Here is a 15,821-nt window from a genome sequence, read left to right on the forward strand (position 1 = left end):
CTTCAAGCGACGGCAACGACGTCGAGAATGCGCTGCACCACGCGATCCTGGTCAATGCCGGCGGCTTCGGCCTCGAACGACAAGATAATGCGGTGGCGCAGCACGTCGAACAGCACGGCCTGGATATCTTCCGGGCTGACGAAGTCGCGACCGGCCAGCCAGGCATGGGCGCGCGCGCAGCGGTCCAGGGCAATGGAACCGCGCGGGCTGGCGCCATAGGCGATCCACTCGGCCATCTCGGGGTCGAACTTGGCCGGCGTGCGCGTGGCCATGACCAATTGCACCAGGTATTCCTCCACCGCGTCGGCCATGTACAGGCCGAGGATTTCCTTGCGCGCGGCGAATATCGCCTGCTGGCTGACGCGGCGTTCGGGTTTGGTTTCCCCATTGAGGGCTTCGCCACGGGCCTGTTGCAGGATACGGCGCTCTACGGCGGCGTCCGGAAAACCGATTTTGACGTGCATCAGGAAGCGGTCGAGCTGAGCCTCGGGCAATGGGTAGGTGCCTTCCTGCTCGATGGGGTTTTGCGTGGCCATCACCAGAAACAGCGGCGACAGGTCATAGGTACTGCGGCCCACGCTGACCTGGCGCTCGGCCATGGCCTCGAGCAATGCCGACTGCACCTTGGCCGGTGCGCGGTTGATTTCGTCCGCCAGCACCAGGTTGTGGAAGATCGGCCCTTGCTGGAACACGAAGCTGCCGGTTTCCGGGCGATAGATCTCGGTACCGGTGATGTCGGCGGGCAACAGGTCGGGGGTGAACTGGATACGATGGAACTGCGCTTCAATGCCCTCGGCCAACTCTTTGATGGCCTTGGTCTTAGCCAGGCCCGGCGCGCCTTCTACCAGCATATGGCCGTCGGCAAGCAAGGCGATCAGCAGGCGATCGATGAGTTTTTCCTGGCCGAGAATCTGCGTAGAAAGAAAGGTTCGCAGCGCGAGCAGCGCTTCACGATGTTCCATCGATGACGGTTCCTGGAAAGATGAGCCCGTGTGCGGTGAGGCAAACACCGGGCTGGGGGGCATTACTTTAATGCATCGAGGGGTACGGCGACTAACGGCGTAACGGGTATTTTTGGCAAAACTTGTAGGATTTTTGTGTAGGCCGCGGTGGGTGGGGCGCTCACCCCAACAACAGGCCCGTTCACCCCAAATAGCGCCATGCCGCTCGCAAACCCGCTTAGAGCCGGGTGTAGGTGCCCGTGCCCTTGAGGATGTTCTGCAAGGTTTCTTCCACCTCGGCCAGGTCGGAAGCGGACGTGGCGTGGGTGATTTGCAACTGATCCTTGCCGCCCAGTGCATCGGCATCACCGGCCGCGAGCTGTACCAGCAGGGTGGTGGCGCCCAGCGTGACCTTCAGCCCGTCCAGGGTCGAGGGCTCGTAATCCCAGGTCAGTTCCACTTCATCTTCGTCCGGATAACGGGTCAGCATGAACATCTCGCCGTTCTTGCCGTGGCAGCAAAGCATGGCCATGTTGTCTTCTTCGTCGTCACACGGGGTGGCCATCAGGGCGTCGGTTTTCAGCTGCAGCATGGGGAATCCTGGGTGGGGTGGGGCGTTGCGCGAGGCAATTGTGCCATTGTGGCGAATGTTCTGCTGCATCCTGTGTCACGCGTCGGGTATGACCTGGCGGGTAAAATCAGTCATTTTCAGTACTCAGAGCGGTGAAAATCGCCTGTTTCGGCGCCGCAAAACCAGGGTTGCACCCGTCGCAACCTGGACCCTGCTTACCGATGACCGAATATGTCGCAGCGCTGCAAGAGTGGTCTTCCTACACTCGCTAAGCTGCGCAACGGATGTGCATTGGCCAGGCGTCTGACCTGCCCGTCGTACCGTCACCCGGCTGGATGCGCATCTTATGGAAGTTGTATGTGACCTGACTGTCCTGTCCAGCTTCACCCACCTGTCACCCTGATTCGTTTATGGTGCTTAACTCGTTACCAGCGATCAGCGCTGACGGTCTCCCCGCAAGGGGATAACACGCGACGCTTCCATCAATAACAAGCCCAAGCGGAGTACCACAGATGGCGTTCTTCACCGCAGCCAGCAAGGCCGACTTCCAGCATCAACTGCAAGCGGCACTGGCGCAGCACATCAGTGAACAGGCACTGCCACAAGTGGCGCTGTTCGCTGAACAATTCTTCGGCATCATTTCCCTGGACGAACTGACCCAGCGTCGCCTTTCCGACCTGGCCGGTTGCACCCTGTCTGCCTGGCGTTTGCTTGAGCGCTTCGATCACACCCAACCGCAAGTGCGGGTCTACAACCCCGATTACGAACGTCATGGCTGGCAGTCGACCCACACCGCGGTCGAAGTGCTGCACCATGACCTGCCGTTCCTGGTGGACTCGGTGCGTACCGAGCTGAACCGTCGCGGCTACAGCATCCACACCTTGCAGACCACCGTGCTCAGCGTGCGTCGCGGCAACAAAGGCGAGCTGCTGGAAATCCTGCCAAAAGGCACCCAGGGCGAAGGCATCGGGCAAGAATCGCTGATGTACCTGGAGATCGACCGCTGCGCCAACGCCGCCGAGCTGAGCGTGCTGAGCAAAGAACTCGAGCAGGTATTGGGCGAAGTGCGCGTGGCCGTGGCCGATTTCGAGCCAATGAAAGCCAAGGTCCAGGACCTGCTGGCCGGTCTCGACGCCAGCCGCTTCGAGATCGATGGCGAAGAAAAAGCCGAGATCAAGAACTTCCTGGAATGGTTGGTGGGCAACCACTTCACCTTCCTGGGCTATGAAGAATTCGTGGTACGTGACGAGGCGGACGGCGGTCATATCGAATATGACGCCAGCTCCTTCCTCGGTCTGACCAAACTGCTGCGCGCCGGCCTGACCGCCGACGACCTGCGCATCGAAGACTACGCCGTGGCGTACCTGCGTGAACCGACCGTGCTGTCGTTCGCCAAGGCCGCGCACCCAAGCCGCGTGCACCGTCCGGCCTACCCGGACTACGTGTCGATCCGCGAGATCGATGCCGACGGCAAGGTGATCAAGGAACACCGCTTCATGGGCCTGTACACCTCGTCGGTGTATGGCGAAAGCGTGCGGGTCATCCCCTATATCCGCCGCAAAGTCGCCGAGATTGAGCGCCGTTCGGGCTTTCAGGCCAAGGCGCACCTGGGCAAGGAGCTGGCGCAGGTCGTTGAAGTGCTGCCCCGCGATGACCTGTTCCAGACCCCGGTCGACGAGCTGTTCAGCACCGTGATGTCCATCGTGCAGATCCAGGAACGCAACAAGATCCGCGTGTTCCTGCGCAAAGACCCGTACGGCCGTTTCTGCTACTGCCTGGCCTATGTGCCGCGCGATATCTACTCCACCGAAGTGCGCCAGAAGATCCAGCAAGTGCTGATGGATCGTTTGAAAGCATCGGACTGCGAATTCTGGACGTTCTTCTCCGAATCGGTACTGGCCCGTGTCCAACTGATTCTGCGGGTAGACCCGAAGAACCGCCTCGACATCGACACGCTGCAACTGGAAAAAGAAGTGGTGCAGGCCTGCCGCAGCTGGCAGGACGACTACTCCAGCCTGGTGGTGGAAAGCTTCGGCGAAGCCCAGGGCACCAACGTGCTGGCGGACTTCCCGAAAGGCTTCCCGGCCGGTTACCGCGAGCGTTTCGCCGCGCATTCGGCCGTGGTCGACATGCAGCACCTGCTCAGCCTGACCGAAGCCAACCCGCTGGTGATGAGCTTCTATCAGCCGCTGGGCCAGGTTTCCGGCCAGCGTGAGCTGCATTGCAAGCTCTACCACGCCGACACCCCGCTGGCGCTGTCCGATGTGCTGCCGATCCTGGAAAACCTCGGCCTGCGCGTGCTGGGTGAATTCCCCTATCGCCTGCGTCATGCCAATGGCCGTGAGTTCTGGATCCATGACTTTGCGTTCATCGCCGCCGAAGGCGTGAACCTGGATATCCAGCAGCTCAACGACACCCTGCAGGATGCGTTCGTGCACATTGTGCATGGCGATGCCGAGAACGATGCGTTCAACCGCCTGGTGCTGACCGCCGGCCTGCCATGGCGCGACGTGGCATTGCTGCGTGCCTACGCCCGTTACCTGAAACAGATCCGCCTGGGCTTCGACCTGGGTTATATCGCCAGCACCCTGAACAACCACACCGACATCGCCCGCGAGTTGACCCGGTTGTTCAAGACTCGCTTCTACCTGGCGCGCAAGCTCACCGCCGACGATCTGGACGACAAGCAGCAGCGCCTGGAACAAGCGATCCTCAGCGCCCTGGACGATGTTCAGGTGCTCAACGAAGACCGCATCCTGCGTCGCTACCTGGACCTGATCAAGGCTACCCTGCGCACCAACTTCTACCAGACCGACGCCAACGGCCAGAACAAGTCCTACTTCAGCTTCAAGTTCGACCCACGTGCCATTCCCGAGCTGCCCAAGCCGGTGCCGAAGTTTGAAATCTTCGTCTACTCGCCACGGGTTGAGGGTGTGCACCTGCGCTTCGGCAATGTTGCGCGCGGTGGCCTGCGCTGGTCCGACCGTGAAGAAGACTTCCGTACCGAAGTGCTGGGCCTGGTAAAAGCCCAGCAGGTGAAGAACTCGGTGATCGTGCCGGTGGGCGCCAAAGGCGGTTTCCTGCCGCGTCGCCTGCCGTTGGGCGGTACCCGGGACGAGATCGCGGCCGAAGGCATCGCCTGCTACCGCATCTTCATTTCCGGCCTGCTGGATATCACCGACAACCTCAAGGACGGCGCCCTGGTGCCTCCGGCCAACGTCGTGCGCCATGACGACGATGACCCGTACCTGGTAGTCGCAGCGGACAAGGGCACCGCAACCTTCTCCGACATCGCCAACGGCATCGCCATCGACTACGGCTTCTGGCTGGGCGACGCGTTTGCCTCCGGTGGTTCGGCCGGTTACGACCACAAGAAAATGGGCATCACCGCCAAGGGCGCGTGGGTGGGTGTGCAGCGCCATTTCCGTGAGCGCGGCATCAATGTGCAGGAAGACAGCATCACCGTGGTGGGCGTCGGCGATATGGCCGGTGACGTGTTCGGTAACGGCCTGTTGATGTCGGACAAGCTGCAACTGGTCGCGGCCTTCAACCACTTGCATATCTTCATCGACCCGAACCCGAACCCGGCGACCAGCTTCGTTGAGCGTCAGCGCATGTTCGAGCTGCCGCGTTCGGCCTGGAGCGATTACGACACCAGCATCATGTCCGAGGGCGGCGGTATTTTCTCGCGCAGCGCGAAAAGCATTGCCATCTCGCCGCAGATGAAAGAGCGCTTCGACATCCAGGCCGACAAGCTGACCCCGACCGAACTGCTCAATGCCTTGCTCAAGGCACCGGTGGACCTGTTGTGGAACGGCGGGATCGGCACCTATGTCAAGGCCAGCACCGAAAGCCATGCCGACGTGGGCGACAAGGCCAACGACGCCTTGCGCGTCAATGGCAACGAGCTGCGCTGCAAAGTGGTGGGTGAGGGCGGTAACCTGGGCATGACCCAGCTGGGTCGTGTGGAATTCGGCCTCAATGGCGGCGGTTCCAACACCGACTTTATCGACAACGCCGGTGGTGTGGACTGCTCCGACCACGAAGTGAACATTAAGATCCTGCTCAACGAAGTGGTGCAGGCCGGTGACATGACCGACAAGCAACGCAACCAGTTGCTGGCGAGCATGACCGACGAAGTCGGCAGCCTGGTGTTGGGCAACAACTACAAGCAAACCCAGGCGTTGTCCCTGGCTGCGCGCAAGGCTTACGAGCGCGCCGCCGAGTACAAGCGCCTGATGAGCGACCTGGAAGGCCGTGGCAAGCTGGACCGCGCCATCGAGTACCTGCCGACCGAGGAGCAGCTCACCGAGCGCGCTTCGAACGGCAAGGGCCTGACGCGTCCGGAGCTGTCGGTGTTGATCTCCTACAGCAAAATCGACCTCAAGGAAGCCTTGCTCAAGTCCCAGGTGCCGGATGACGAGTACCTGACCCGCGACATGGAGACCGCGTTCCCGCCAAGCCTGGTGGCCAAGTTCTCCGAGGCCATGCGTCGCCACCGTCTCAAGCGCGAGATTGTCAGCACCCAGATCGCCAACGATCTGGTCAACCACATGGGCATCACCTTCGTTCAACGCCTCAAAGAGTCGACCGGCATGAGCCCGGCGAACGTGGCGGGTGCGTATGTGATCGTGCGTGACATCTTCCACCTCCCGCACTGGTTCCGTCAGATCGAAGCCCTGGACCACCAGGTGTCTGCCGAGGTGCAACTGGAGCTGATGGACGAGCTGATGCGCCTGGGGCGTCGTGCTACGCGCTGGTTCCTGCGCAGCCGCCGCAATGAGCAGGACGCCGGGCGCGATACCGCGCACTTCGGTCCGCACCTGGCTGCGCTGGGCCTCAAGCTCGACGAACTGCTGGAAGGGCCGACCCGCGAAGGCTGGCAGACCCGTTACCAGGCTTACACCGAAGCCGGCGTACCTGAGTTGTTGGCCCGTATGGTGGCGGGCACTACGCACCTGTACACCTTGCTGCCGATCATCGAAGCCGCTGACGTCACCGGGCATGACGCCGCCGAAGTGGCCAAGGCCTACTTCGCCGTCGGCAGCGCGCTGGACTTGCCATGGTACCTGCAGCAGATCAGCGATCTGCCGGTGGCCAACAACTGGCAGGCCCAGGCCCGCGAAGCGTTCCGCGACGATGTGGACTGGCAGCAACGGGCGATCACCATTGCTGTTCTGCAAATGGCCGACGCGCCACAAGACATGGAAGCCCGTGTGGCACTGTGGCTTGAGCAGCACCAGGACATGGCTGATCGCTGGCGCGCAATGATGGTGGAAATTCGTGCTGCGGTCGGCACGGACTACGCCATGTATGCCGTGGCCAACCGTGAATTGCTCGACCTGGCGTTGAGCGGTCAGTCGGTGCTGCAACCGGCTTGATCAGGCGGTAACACAAAAGCCCCCGTATCCTCAGATACGGGGGCTAATGATAGGGTCACCCCCAACACCCTGTGAGGGCTACGCTTTCACGGGGTGTTTTTTGTTGGAACACCCGCAATCAAATAAGGGTGGATCTGGGGAAGGCTTTCGCTCCGGTTCAGTGGCGCTTGAGTAATTTGCTTTCCAGGTGATCCAGGTGCTGGGTCATCAGTGTCACCGCGGTGTTCGAGTCCCGGTGCTCAATCGCATCCACAATCGCCACGTGCTCCTGCCACGCGCAATACGTGCAGGCCCTGGTTTCCAGTTGCGCGATAATCAGCGACGTCAACGGCACGAGGCTGTTGAGGAACTGCGCCAACGGACCGTTCCCCGCCATCACCGCCAGTTGCAGGTGAAACTCCCCCGACAAGCGAATCGCCGGTCCACGTTGGTCGCGCTCGATGCAGTCGCGTTCGCGGGCGATCAACTCGCGCAGTTGGCGTATCTGTGCGGACGTGGCCTGGGCACACGCCAGTTTCACCACGGTGATTTCGGTCATGCGCCGCGCTTCGAGGATCTGCCGCGCCTGCTGGGCATCCGGCGCCGCCACTTGGGCGCGCTGGTTGGGGCGCAGGATGATTACCTGCTGATGGGACAGCTTGGCCAACACCCGGCGGATCACGCTGCGACTCACACCAAAGCTTTCACCCAGGCTTTCCTCGGTAAAGCGGCTGGCGGGCGCGATGCGCTGCTCGAGGATTGCGTCGAACAGCCGTGGATAGATGTCATCCACCGAAGGCTTTTTACCGGCCACCAGGCGCAGGGCGGGGAGGAGCGGCTCGCGTTGCAGGGCGTGGGCGGTCATGGTCGTCTCCATAAAGTCAGCTGCCCAGATGGTCATCCGGGATGTTCAGGGCGATGCCCATGCGCTGGCCTTCCTGAAGGATGTGCCGACGCATTTCGGCACTGGCCAGGGCGCTGTTCTTGTTGCGGATGGCGCGCACCACCGCTTCGTTTTCCTGAAGGCGTTCGGCCAGGTGCTCGGGGGAGTTGCGCAGCACTTGGGCGCTTTGCTTGAGCGCGTTGCTGGTCTGCTGCACCACGTTCTGGAAGATCGGGTTGGAGGTGAGGGCGAACAGTTCTTCGTGGAAGCCGAGGTAGGCGTTCATGCCCGCTTCGGCGTCACCTGCGTCGAGGGCTTCGCGCATGTCCATCAGGGTCAGGCGCAGTTGCCCGACTTCCTTGCTGCTGATGGACTGGGCCACCAGGCCAACAATGAACGGCTCCAGGGTGTAGCGCAGTTGCAGGATGTCTTCGAGGCTGGCGTCGGCCACCGCGTCGTTTGACTGTGGTTCGCTGACGCTGGTTTCCAGCACCACCACGCCTTTGCCGGGCATTGAACGCACCAGTCCGAGGGTTTCCAGCACGATCACCGCCTCGCGCAGGCTGGGGCGGCTGATACCCATCTGTTCGGCCAGTTCGCGCTGGCCGGGGAGCATCTCGCCGCGGCGCCACTGGCCCCGCGCCAGGGCGGCGCGCAGTTTTTCTACGACTGAATTGACGACGGTTGAGGTGCTGATCACGTCGTACGCTCCTTAAAAATGAATGAGGGGCCGGCTTCCCGGCCCTGTACGGTCAAAACTCCTGATGCGCCGGCAGTACCGGCTTCTTGGCCTGGAAGGCGTACCCTTGCTGGCCGTCGAGCACCTTGTTGGCGCGCTGGATGTCGATGTCCTTTTCCCAGCGGGCGATGGCTACGGTAGCGACGCAGTTGCCGATCAGGTTGGTCAATGCGCGGCCGATGCCCATGAACCAGTCCACCGCCAGTACCAGCACCAGGCCCACCACTGGAATCGCCGGAATGGCGGTGAGCGTTGCCGCCAGAATCACCAGCGCGGAGCCCGGAATGCCATGGGCGCCTTTGGAGGTGATCAGCGAGACCAGCAGGATGGTCAGCAAGTCGGTCATCGACAACGGCGTGCCGGTGGCGTTGGCGATAAACACGATAGCCAGGGTCAGGTAGATCGAGAAACCGTCGAGGTTGAACGAATACCCCGTTGGAATCACCAGGCCCACGGTGGAGCTGCCGATGCCCAGGTGTTCGAGTTTGCGCATGACCTGCGGCAGCACGGCATCGGAGGAGGCAGTGCCCATGACGATCAGCAGCTCTTCACGCAGGTACTTGAGCAGCGGCAGCATGCGCAGCCCTGACAGGCGCATCACCGCGCCGAGGATCAGTGCGACGAACGCCAGGCAGGTCAAGTAGAACAAGCCCACCAGGCTGCCCAAGTGTTGCAGCGAATCCAGCCCGTAGGTGCTGGTGGTGAAGGCGATGGCGCCGAACACGCCGATCGGCGCCAGACGCACGATCATGCCCATGATGCGGAAAATGACGTGGCTCAGCTCGTTGATCAGCCGAGTGATGCCGGAAGCCGCTTCGCCCACCAGGTTCAGCGCGCTGCCGAACAGCACGGAGAACAGCAGCACTTGCAGCACGTTGTTCTCGGCAAATGCGCCGATCACCGAGTTGGGGATCAGGTCCATCAGGAATTGACTGGTGCCTTTGATGTGCTGACCTTTGTCGGCCAGTTCATTGAGGCCGGCGGAGGACAGTTGCTCCAGGTGGATGTTGGCGCCTTGGCCGATGCCGGTGCTGAACGCCAGAACCAGGCCGATCACCAGGGCGATGGTGGTGAGTACCTCAAAGTAGATCACTGACTTGAGGCCGATACGCCCGACTTTCTTCAGGTCGCCGGCGCCGGAAATACCGCTGACCACCACGCAGAACACGATCAGGCCAATCAGCATTTTGATCAGCTTGATAAAGCCGTCACCCAGGGGTTTGAGTTGCGAAGAGAATTCGGGAAGGGCCAGGCCGCAGGCGATGCCGAGCATCAGACCAATCACGACTTGCAGGAAAATCGAACGCGAGCACCATCTGAGCATGGGAGGGATCTCTATTCGGTGCCCTGGTGGTTCCAGGGCTTAATTGTTGTGGTCATACCGGTAAGTCCAGTGCGTCTCCAGTCTAGGCCAAGTATTTTTGAAATAACAAGTCATTATTCGTCAATTGACGGGTTCCGGTCTGACCAGTTGGTCGCTGAGGGTCAGGCTTGAGCCATTGGCGGGGTGCGAAATTTTTCGCTTATGATCCGTTTTCGGCACATGAGGTGATGGATGGACGCATCAGGACTGATTACCGACCCGGCCGGACGCACCTATTGCGCGTGGCGCACGTCGGCAGCGGAGTATCCGCATTACCACGACCATGAGTGGGGCGTGCCGGTGGCGGTTGATATCCAGCTGTACGAGAAGATTTGTCTGGAAGGCTTCCAGGCGGGCATGGCGTGGATCACCATTCTGCGCAAGCGTGAGCACTTCCGGCAGGCGTTCGACGGCTTTGATTTTCGCCGGGTGGCGCAGTACGGCGAGGCGGATATCGAACGCTTGATGCAGGATGCGGGCATTGTGCGTAATCGGGCCAAGATTGTTTCTGCCATCAACAATGCGCGCAGGGCCTGTGAGCTGGTGGATGAAACCGGCTCGCTGGCGAGGTGGCTATGGACGTTTGAACCCGGCCCGCAAGAGCGTCCGGCCGTGGTGGACCTGGCTTATTGGTCGGGCAATCCCACCTCGCCGGCCTCGGTAAGGCTGTCCAAGGCCTTGAAAAAGCGTGGCTGGACGTTCGTGGGGCCGACCACGATGTATGCGTTGATGCAGGCGATGGGGATGGTCAACGACCATCTTGAAGGCTGCTTGTGCCGTCAGCGCATTGAAGCGCTGCGGCGCGAGTTCAAACGCCCCTGAATGCCTGGCTGGACGCGGTCAAACCTGTGCCCGCCGTTGGGGCGATTTACTGCGACAGGGGCGTCAGCACTAACGACCAAACTGCCGCAAAGCCCCTTAGGCAATCTGCTGAAGAATGCTGCGCACCTTGTCCAGCGCCGGGTCGATGTCCAGGGTTTCGATGGCGCCAAAACCGATAATCAGCCCCGCACGCACGGGGGCGTCGTGGAAGAACACTTCCAGCGGATACAACCCGACCTGCGCCTGGCGCGCCAATGCCACCAACTGTGGAATATCCACCGGCACCGTGCACAGCGCGGCCAGATGGAACCCGGCCACGCTGGGCACGGCCTCGAACCACGGCGACAGATCCCCGGCCAGGCGTTGCAGGATGCGTTCACGGCGCCCGGCATACACCGTATGGCAGCGCCGAATATGCTTGAGCAGATAGCCTTCGCTGATGAACTTGGCTAGCGCCCATTGCGCCAGCGTGGAGCTGTGCTGGTCGGTCAGTTGCTTGGCTTTGATCAGCGCGCCGTGGATCGCCGGCGGCAGCACCAGGTAGCCCAGGCGCAGCTCGGGCAGCAGGGTTTTGGAGAAGGTGCCGACGTAGGTGACCACGCCACGGGTGTCCATACTTTGCAGCGAGTCGGTGGGGCGACCTTCGTAGCGGAATTCGCTGTCGTAATCGTCCTCGATAATGATCGCCCCCAATTCGAACGCGCGCGCCAGCAACGCTTCACGACGCGCCAGGCTCATGGGCATGCCGAGGGGGAATTGGTGGGATGGCGTCACATAGATCAACCGCGTCCCGTCGGGAATTTGCTCGACCACAATGCCCTGGTCATCCACCGGCACGCCGGCGACGCGGGCGCCCATGGCCGTGAACAGCTGACGCGCGGGGCTGTAGCCGGGGTCTTCCATGGCGACGATGCTGCCCGGTTCCAGTACCACGCGGGCGAGCAGGTCGATCGCCTGCTGCGCGCCGTTAGTCACGACGATGTCGTCATCGCCGCATTTGACGCCACGGGAAAACGCAATATGCCCGGCAATCGCACTTCGTAGCGACGACAGGCCTTCGGGCTGGCTGTAGAAGCCACTGTTCTGCGCAATGCGCCGCAGCGCATCCTGGGTGCAGCGGCGCCATTCATCCTGGGGGAACTGCTGGCGGCTGGTGGCGCCGCCGATAAATTCGTAACGCAGGAGGCTGTCGTGGGTGGGGTGGCGCATGGGGGTGGGCAGCGACTGCCATTTGGCCAGGTTGGCGGCGCAGGCCAGGTCGGTGGCGGTGAGTTCACGCTCAGGTGCCGGTGCCCACGCATTGACGAAGGTGCCCCGACCGATCCTGCCGACCAGCAGGCCTTCGTACGTCAGGTTGGCGTAGGTGTCGGAAACGGTTTTGCGCGAGATACCCAACTGCTCGGCGAGCAGGCGGCTTGGCGGCAGTTGTGCGCCTGCGCACAGTCGCCCGGTGGCGATGGCTTCGCGCAATTGCTGATAAAGCTGGGCGGCGAGGTCCTTGCGGCCGGTGATGACGATGTGCAATTCCATGTTTCATCCTGAGACAGATCGATCTGCGCCAAGGTTACGCGCAAATCGATCTGAACAAACCAGGCGATGTCAGGACAGGAAACCACCGTCCACATTCAGCGACACGCCGGTGGTGTAGCTGGACGCGTCACTGGCCAGGAACAGCACCGCACCCGCCATTTCGCTCGGGTCGGCCACGCGCTTGAGGGGGATCTGCGCCAGGGCCATTTTCAGGATGGCGTCGTTCTTTACCAGGGCTGAGGCGAACTTGGTGTCGGTCAAGCCCGGCAGCAGGGCGTTGCAACGGATGCCGAACTCGGCGCATTCCTTGGCGAACACCTTGGTCATGTTGATCACGGCGGCCTTGGTCACCGAATAGATGCCCTGGAACACGCCCGGCGAGATGCCGTTGATCGACGCTACGTTGATGATGCTGCCGCCGCCGTTTTCGCGCATCAGCTTGCCGGCTTCCACCGACATGAAGAAGTAGCCGCGAATGTTCACGTCAACGGTTTTCTGGAACGCACCCAGGTCGGTGTCCAGTACGTTGCAGAACTGCGGGTTGGTGGCCGCGTTGTTGACCAGGATATCCAGGCGACCGAACTGCTCGCGAATGCCGGCGAACACTTGAGTGATCTGCTCCATCTCACCGATGTGGCAGGCCACCGCCGTGGCTTTGCCGCCGTCGGCGATGATCGCGTCGGCGACGTGCTGGCAGCCTTCGAGCTTGCGGCTGGATACGATCACGTGGGCGCCTTGCTGGGCCAGCAACTTGGCGATGGCCTCGCCGATGCCACGGCTGGCGCCGGACACAAACGCAATTTTGCCGTCGAGGTCGAACAGATGAGTCTTGGACATGGGGGTTCCTTGTTTTTGTGCGATCAGAGGGCTGATTGACGAATGACGTTCAGGCTCATCTGCTCCAGCAGTTTGTTCATCTGAATGAACTGCGCAAAGCGTTTGTCCTGGGTCTGGCCATGGAAGAAGCGGTAGTAGATCTGCTGCACGATGCCGGCCAGACGGAACAGGCCGTAGGTGTAGTAGAAGTCGAAGTTGTCGATCTGGATGCCTGCGCGCTCGGCGTAGTAGTCGACGAACTGGCGACGGGTAAGCATGCCGGGGGCGTTACTCGGCTGGCGGCGCATCAATTGCACCGGTGCCGGGTCGGCGGCTTCGATCCAGTAGGCGAGGGTGTTGCCCAGGTCCATCAGCGGGTCGCCGAGGGTGGTCAGTTCCCAGTCGAGCACGCCGATGATCTGCATCGGGTTGTGCGGGTCGAGGATTACGTTATCGAAACGGTAGTCGTTGTGCACGATGCTCGAGGTGGGGTGGTCGGCGGGCATCTTGTCGTTGAGCCAGGCAGTTACCGCTTCCCATTTGGGCGCGTCGGGGGTCAGGGCTTTTTCGTAGCGCTCGCTCCAGCCGCGGATCTGGCGCGCCACATAGCCTTCGGGTTTGCCCAGGTCGCCCAGACCGCAGGCGGTGTAGTCCACCTGGTGCAGTTCGACGAATTTGTCGATAAAGCTTTTGCACAGCGCCTGAGTCGCCGTGGCGTCCAGCCCCAGTTCGGCGGGCAGGTCGGAGCGCAGGATGATGCCGTTGACGCGCTCCATCACGTAGAACTCGGCGCCGATCACCGACTCGTCGGTGCAATGCACATAGGCTTTGGGGCAATACGGGAAACCGTCTTTAAGCCTGTTAAGAATGCGGAATTCGCGGCCCATGTCATGGGCGGACTTGGCCTTGTGGCCAAAGGGCGGGCGGCGCAGCACGAATTCCTGGCCGGGGTATTCCAGCAGGTAGGTCAGGTTGGACGCGCCTCCCGGAAACTGGCTGATCGTGGGGGTGCCGCTCAGGCCTGGAATATGGGCCTTGAGGTAGGGATCGATCAGGCTGGCATCAAGTTCTTCGCCAGGGCGAATCTGGGTCGATTGGTCGTTCAGCGCCATGCTTATCCCTTCTGCTTATTCTAGAGGCCTCGGACTATTTCCTAATCTAATGCGCACAGCCGCCCAGCGACAAGGTCGGGGCGGCTTAATAGGTTAGCGTGTTGGAGGATAATCAGCGTGCCTGATCGGTCATTTTACGGGCGGCGGCAACGCCACCGGCGTGAGCACCGGGCGCCCCGCGAAGTGCTCCACCAGGTTGTCGGCCACCCGTTGCACGGTGTCATGAGCCGCCTCGGGCGACAGGCCGGCGACATGGGAGGTGAGCACGGTATTGCCGAGGCGCTTAAGGGCGTCGGGCACCTCTGGCTCGTCATCGAACACATCCAGGGCGGCGCCGCCGATGCGGCGTTGTTCAAGGGCGGTAATCAAGTCGGCAGTGACCACCACGCTGCCGCGGCCGATATTGACCAGATAACCATTGGGCCCCAGGGCGTCGAGCGCGTTGCGGTCGATCAAGTGGCGCGTGCCGGCACCGCCGGGGGTGGCCAGGATCAGGAAGTCCGAGGTGCGCGCCAGTTCCACGGGGGTGGCGCAGTAGGTGTAGTCCACGTCGTCCCGTGGCTGGCGATTGTGATAGCTCACTTGCATGCCGAACCCCAGGGATGCGCGCCTGGCGATCTCCAGGCCCACGGCACCCAGTCCGAGAATGCCCAGCTGCTTGCCACCCAGCGAGGGGCGCATGACCTTGGGCCATTCGTTGCGGCGCACGGCGGCGTCGGTCTGCGGGATGCCGCGCACCAGAGACAGCAGCAGCGCCATGGCGTGGTCGGCCACCGAAGGTGCATTTACCCCGGCGCCGTTGGTGACGACGATCCCGCGATTGCTGGCGGCCTGCAGGTCGACATGTTCATAGCCGGCGCCGATCACGCAGATGATTTCCAGCAGCGGCAGGGCGGCGATTTCCTCGGCGTACAGGCCCAGCGGGCCACGGGTCAGCACCGCCTGGACCTGGTCGCCGTGAGCCTTGATGGCCTGGGCGCGTTCGAGGGGCGTGGGCGCCAGAATCACGTGAAAGTCATTGCTCTCGATAATGGGCAGGTAGTCGTTGATGGTTTCAACCAGGACCAGAACAGTGGCGGGCATGGGCGGCTCTTGCTATGGGCTTCGATGTCTGGATTATGCGGGATTTTGTAAGCAGAAGCGCCCGCAGGCGAAAGAAGTCGGCCCGGCACGCCAGCGCTCGCGCGGGGCGGCGGGCGCTGTGCGTGGGTTTGGGCGTCAGCGGGTTTGTCGTGCCTTGTCTTGTTGCGCCTGGGCGATGTCGCGGAAATCGTAAGTCGGGAAGAACTCGGTGCGGTAAGCGCCCCAGGCGGTGTTCTCCAGGGCCAGATTCACCGCCGACAGGCGCGAAGCGGGAAAGCGCAGCACCACGACCTGGCCGATACCCATGGTGATATTCCAACTGACCACCTCGACCCCGGCAGGCGGAAATACTTTATAGAACTCTTGTTTATCGAGTTGGGCCCGCAGTTCGCTTAATGGGCGCGATTGGTCGTGTTTGAGAAAAACCGTCAACATGATGGCATTGTCAGTTGTAATAGCCGGTTGTGTTACGCGGCTGGGGGATTGGACTTGTGCGTGGGCCCCGGCAGTAATAAGGGCGCAGAGGAAGGCAGTGGGAAGTACGCAGGATTTAAACAAGGCGTGCATAGGTGGTCACCTGTTGATGAACAGTGGGGTGCAA

General features: G+C 61.8%; 12 protein-coding genes. 2 read left to right on the forward strand and 10 right to left on the reverse strand.

All coding sequences use genetic code 11. From position 1 onward, the window contains the following. Positions 1–2 precede the first annotated feature (2 nt). Both KZX66_RS15245 and KZX66_RS15250 read right to left on the reverse strand, forming a co-directional pair. Positions 3–962, reverse strand: coding sequence for a MoxR family ATPase (locus KZX66_RS15245; RefSeq protein WP_003174327.1), 960 nt, complete (start codon positions 960–962; stop codon positions 3–5). 217 nt (positions 963–1,179) lie between these two features. Then, positions 1,180–1,533 carry a hypothetical protein gene (locus KZX66_RS15250; protein WP_248080717.1) on the reverse strand — a complete coding sequence of 118 codons (354 nt, stop codon included), beginning with the start codon at positions 1,531–1,533 and terminating at the stop codon, positions 1,180–1,182. Positions 1,534–2,024: 491 nt separating this feature from the next. Between KZX66_RS15250 and KZX66_RS15255 the strand changes: the two genes are divergently transcribed. Further along, positions 2,025–6,893, forward strand: a complete 4,869-nt coding sequence (locus tag KZX66_RS15255) for an NAD-glutamate dehydrogenase (RefSeq protein WP_248080718.1) — start codon at positions 2,025–2,027, stop codon at positions 6,891–6,893. Positions 6,894–7,050: 157 nt separating this feature from the next. On the opposite strand, the gene KZX66_RS15260 is transcribed toward KZX66_RS15255, so the two are convergent. Genes KZX66_RS15260 through KZX66_RS15270 form a run of 3 tightly spaced genes read right to left on the reverse strand, consistent with a single transcriptional unit; the run spans position 7,051 to position 9,833 of the window. Then, complete coding sequence (locus KZX66_RS15260) at positions 7,051–7,737, reverse strand: GntR family transcriptional regulator (RefSeq protein ID WP_248080719.1); 687 nt, start codon at positions 7,735–7,737, stop codon at positions 7,051–7,053. A gap of 16 nt (positions 7,738–7,753) precedes the next feature. Further along, positions 7,754–8,455 carry a FadR/GntR family transcriptional regulator gene (locus KZX66_RS15265; RefSeq protein ID WP_248080720.1) on the reverse strand — a complete coding sequence of 234 codons (702 nt, stop codon included), beginning with the start codon at positions 8,453–8,455 and terminating at the stop codon, positions 7,754–7,756. Between the two features lie 52 nt (positions 8,456–8,507). Beyond that, complete coding sequence (locus KZX66_RS15270) at positions 8,508–9,833, reverse strand: C4-dicarboxylate transporter DctA (protein WP_248081132.1); 1,326 nt, start codon at positions 9,831–9,833, stop codon at positions 8,508–8,510. Positions 9,834–10,049: 216 nt separating this feature from the next. On the opposite strand from KZX66_RS15270, the gene KZX66_RS15275 reads away from it, so the two are divergent. Continuing rightward, positions 10,050–10,679: a DNA-3-methyladenine glycosylase I gene (locus tag KZX66_RS15275; RefSeq protein WP_248080721.1), complete on the forward strand. Its 630-nt coding sequence runs from the start codon at positions 10,050–10,052 to the stop codon at positions 10,677–10,679. 96 nt (positions 10,680–10,775) lie between these two features. Here the strand turns inward: KZX66_RS15275 and KZX66_RS15280 are convergent, their stop codons facing one another. From KZX66_RS15280 to KZX66_RS15300, 5 genes are all read right to left on the reverse strand, one after another. Beyond that, positions 10,776–12,209, reverse strand: a complete 1,434-nt coding sequence (locus KZX66_RS15280; protein ID WP_248080724.1) for a PLP-dependent aminotransferase family protein — start codon at positions 12,207–12,209, stop codon at positions 10,776–10,778. Positions 12,210–12,278: 69 nt separating this feature from the next. Then, positions 12,279–13,046 carry an SDR family oxidoreductase gene (locus KZX66_RS15285; protein WP_122488127.1) on the reverse strand — a complete coding sequence of 256 codons (768 nt, stop codon included), beginning with the start codon at positions 13,044–13,046 and terminating at the stop codon, positions 12,279–12,281. Positions 13,047–13,069: 23 nt separating this feature from the next. Beyond that, a complete protein-coding gene (locus KZX66_RS15290) occupies positions 13,070–14,137 on the reverse strand; it encodes a phosphotransferase family protein (protein ID WP_248080727.1) in 1,068 nt (355 codons plus the stop codon). A 129-nt stretch (positions 14,138–14,266) separates the two neighbouring features. After that, a complete protein-coding gene (locus tag KZX66_RS15295) occupies positions 14,267–15,220 on the reverse strand; it encodes a 2-hydroxyacid dehydrogenase (RefSeq protein WP_248080730.1) in 954 nt (317 codons plus the stop codon). Positions 15,221–15,355: 135 nt separating this feature from the next. After that, positions 15,356–15,787, reverse strand: a complete 432-nt coding sequence (locus tag KZX66_RS15300) for a hypothetical protein (RefSeq protein WP_248080733.1) — start codon at positions 15,785–15,787, stop codon at positions 15,356–15,358. Positions 15,788–15,821: the final 34 nt, after the last annotated feature.

The sequence above is a fragment of the Pseudomonas sp. EYE_354 genome, from assembly GCF_023148575.1.
Lineage (GTDB): Bacteria > Pseudomonadota > Gammaproteobacteria > Pseudomonadales > Pseudomonadaceae > Aquipseudomonas.

What these genes read in the sequence shown, in the direction of transcription:
- KZX66_RS15245 (WP_003174327.1), bottom strand. Translation starts at nt 962, where the DNA reads ATGGAACATCGTGAAGCGCTGCTCGCGCTGCGAACCTTTCTTTCTACG.
- KZX66_RS15250 (WP_248080717.1), bottom strand. Translation starts at nt 1,533, where the DNA reads ATGCTGCAGCTGAAAACCGACGCCCTGATGGCCACCCCGTGTGACGAC.
- KZX66_RS15255 (WP_248080718.1), top strand. Translation starts at nt 2,025, where the DNA reads ATGGCGTTCTTCACCGCAGCCAGCAAGGCCGACTTCCAGCATCAACTG.
- KZX66_RS15260 (WP_248080719.1), bottom strand. Translation starts at nt 7,737, where the DNA reads ATGACCGCCCACGCCCTGCAACGCGAGCCGCTCCTCCCCGCCCTGCGC.
- KZX66_RS15275 (WP_248080721.1), top strand. Translation starts at nt 10,050, where the DNA reads ATGGACGCATCAGGACTGATTACCGACCCGGCCGGACGCACCTATTGC.
- KZX66_RS15280 (WP_248080724.1), bottom strand. Translation starts at nt 12,209, where the DNA reads ATGGAATTGCACATCGTCATCACCGGCCGCAAGGACCTCGCCGCCCAG.
- KZX66_RS15285 (WP_122488127.1), bottom strand. Translation starts at nt 13,046, where the DNA reads ATGTCCAAGACTCATCTGTTCGACCTCGACGGCAAAATTGCGTTTGTG.
- KZX66_RS15290 (WP_248080727.1), bottom strand. Translation starts at nt 14,137, where the DNA reads ATGGCGCTGAACGACCAATCGACCCAGATTCGCCCTGGCGAAGAACTT.
- KZX66_RS15295 (WP_248080730.1), bottom strand. Translation starts at nt 15,220, where the DNA reads ATGCCCGCCACTGTTCTGGTCCTGGTTGAAACCATCAACGACTACCTG.
- KZX66_RS15300 (WP_248080733.1), bottom strand. Translation starts at nt 15,787, where the DNA reads ATGCACGCCTTGTTTAAATCCTGCGTACTTCCCACTGCCTTCCTCTGC.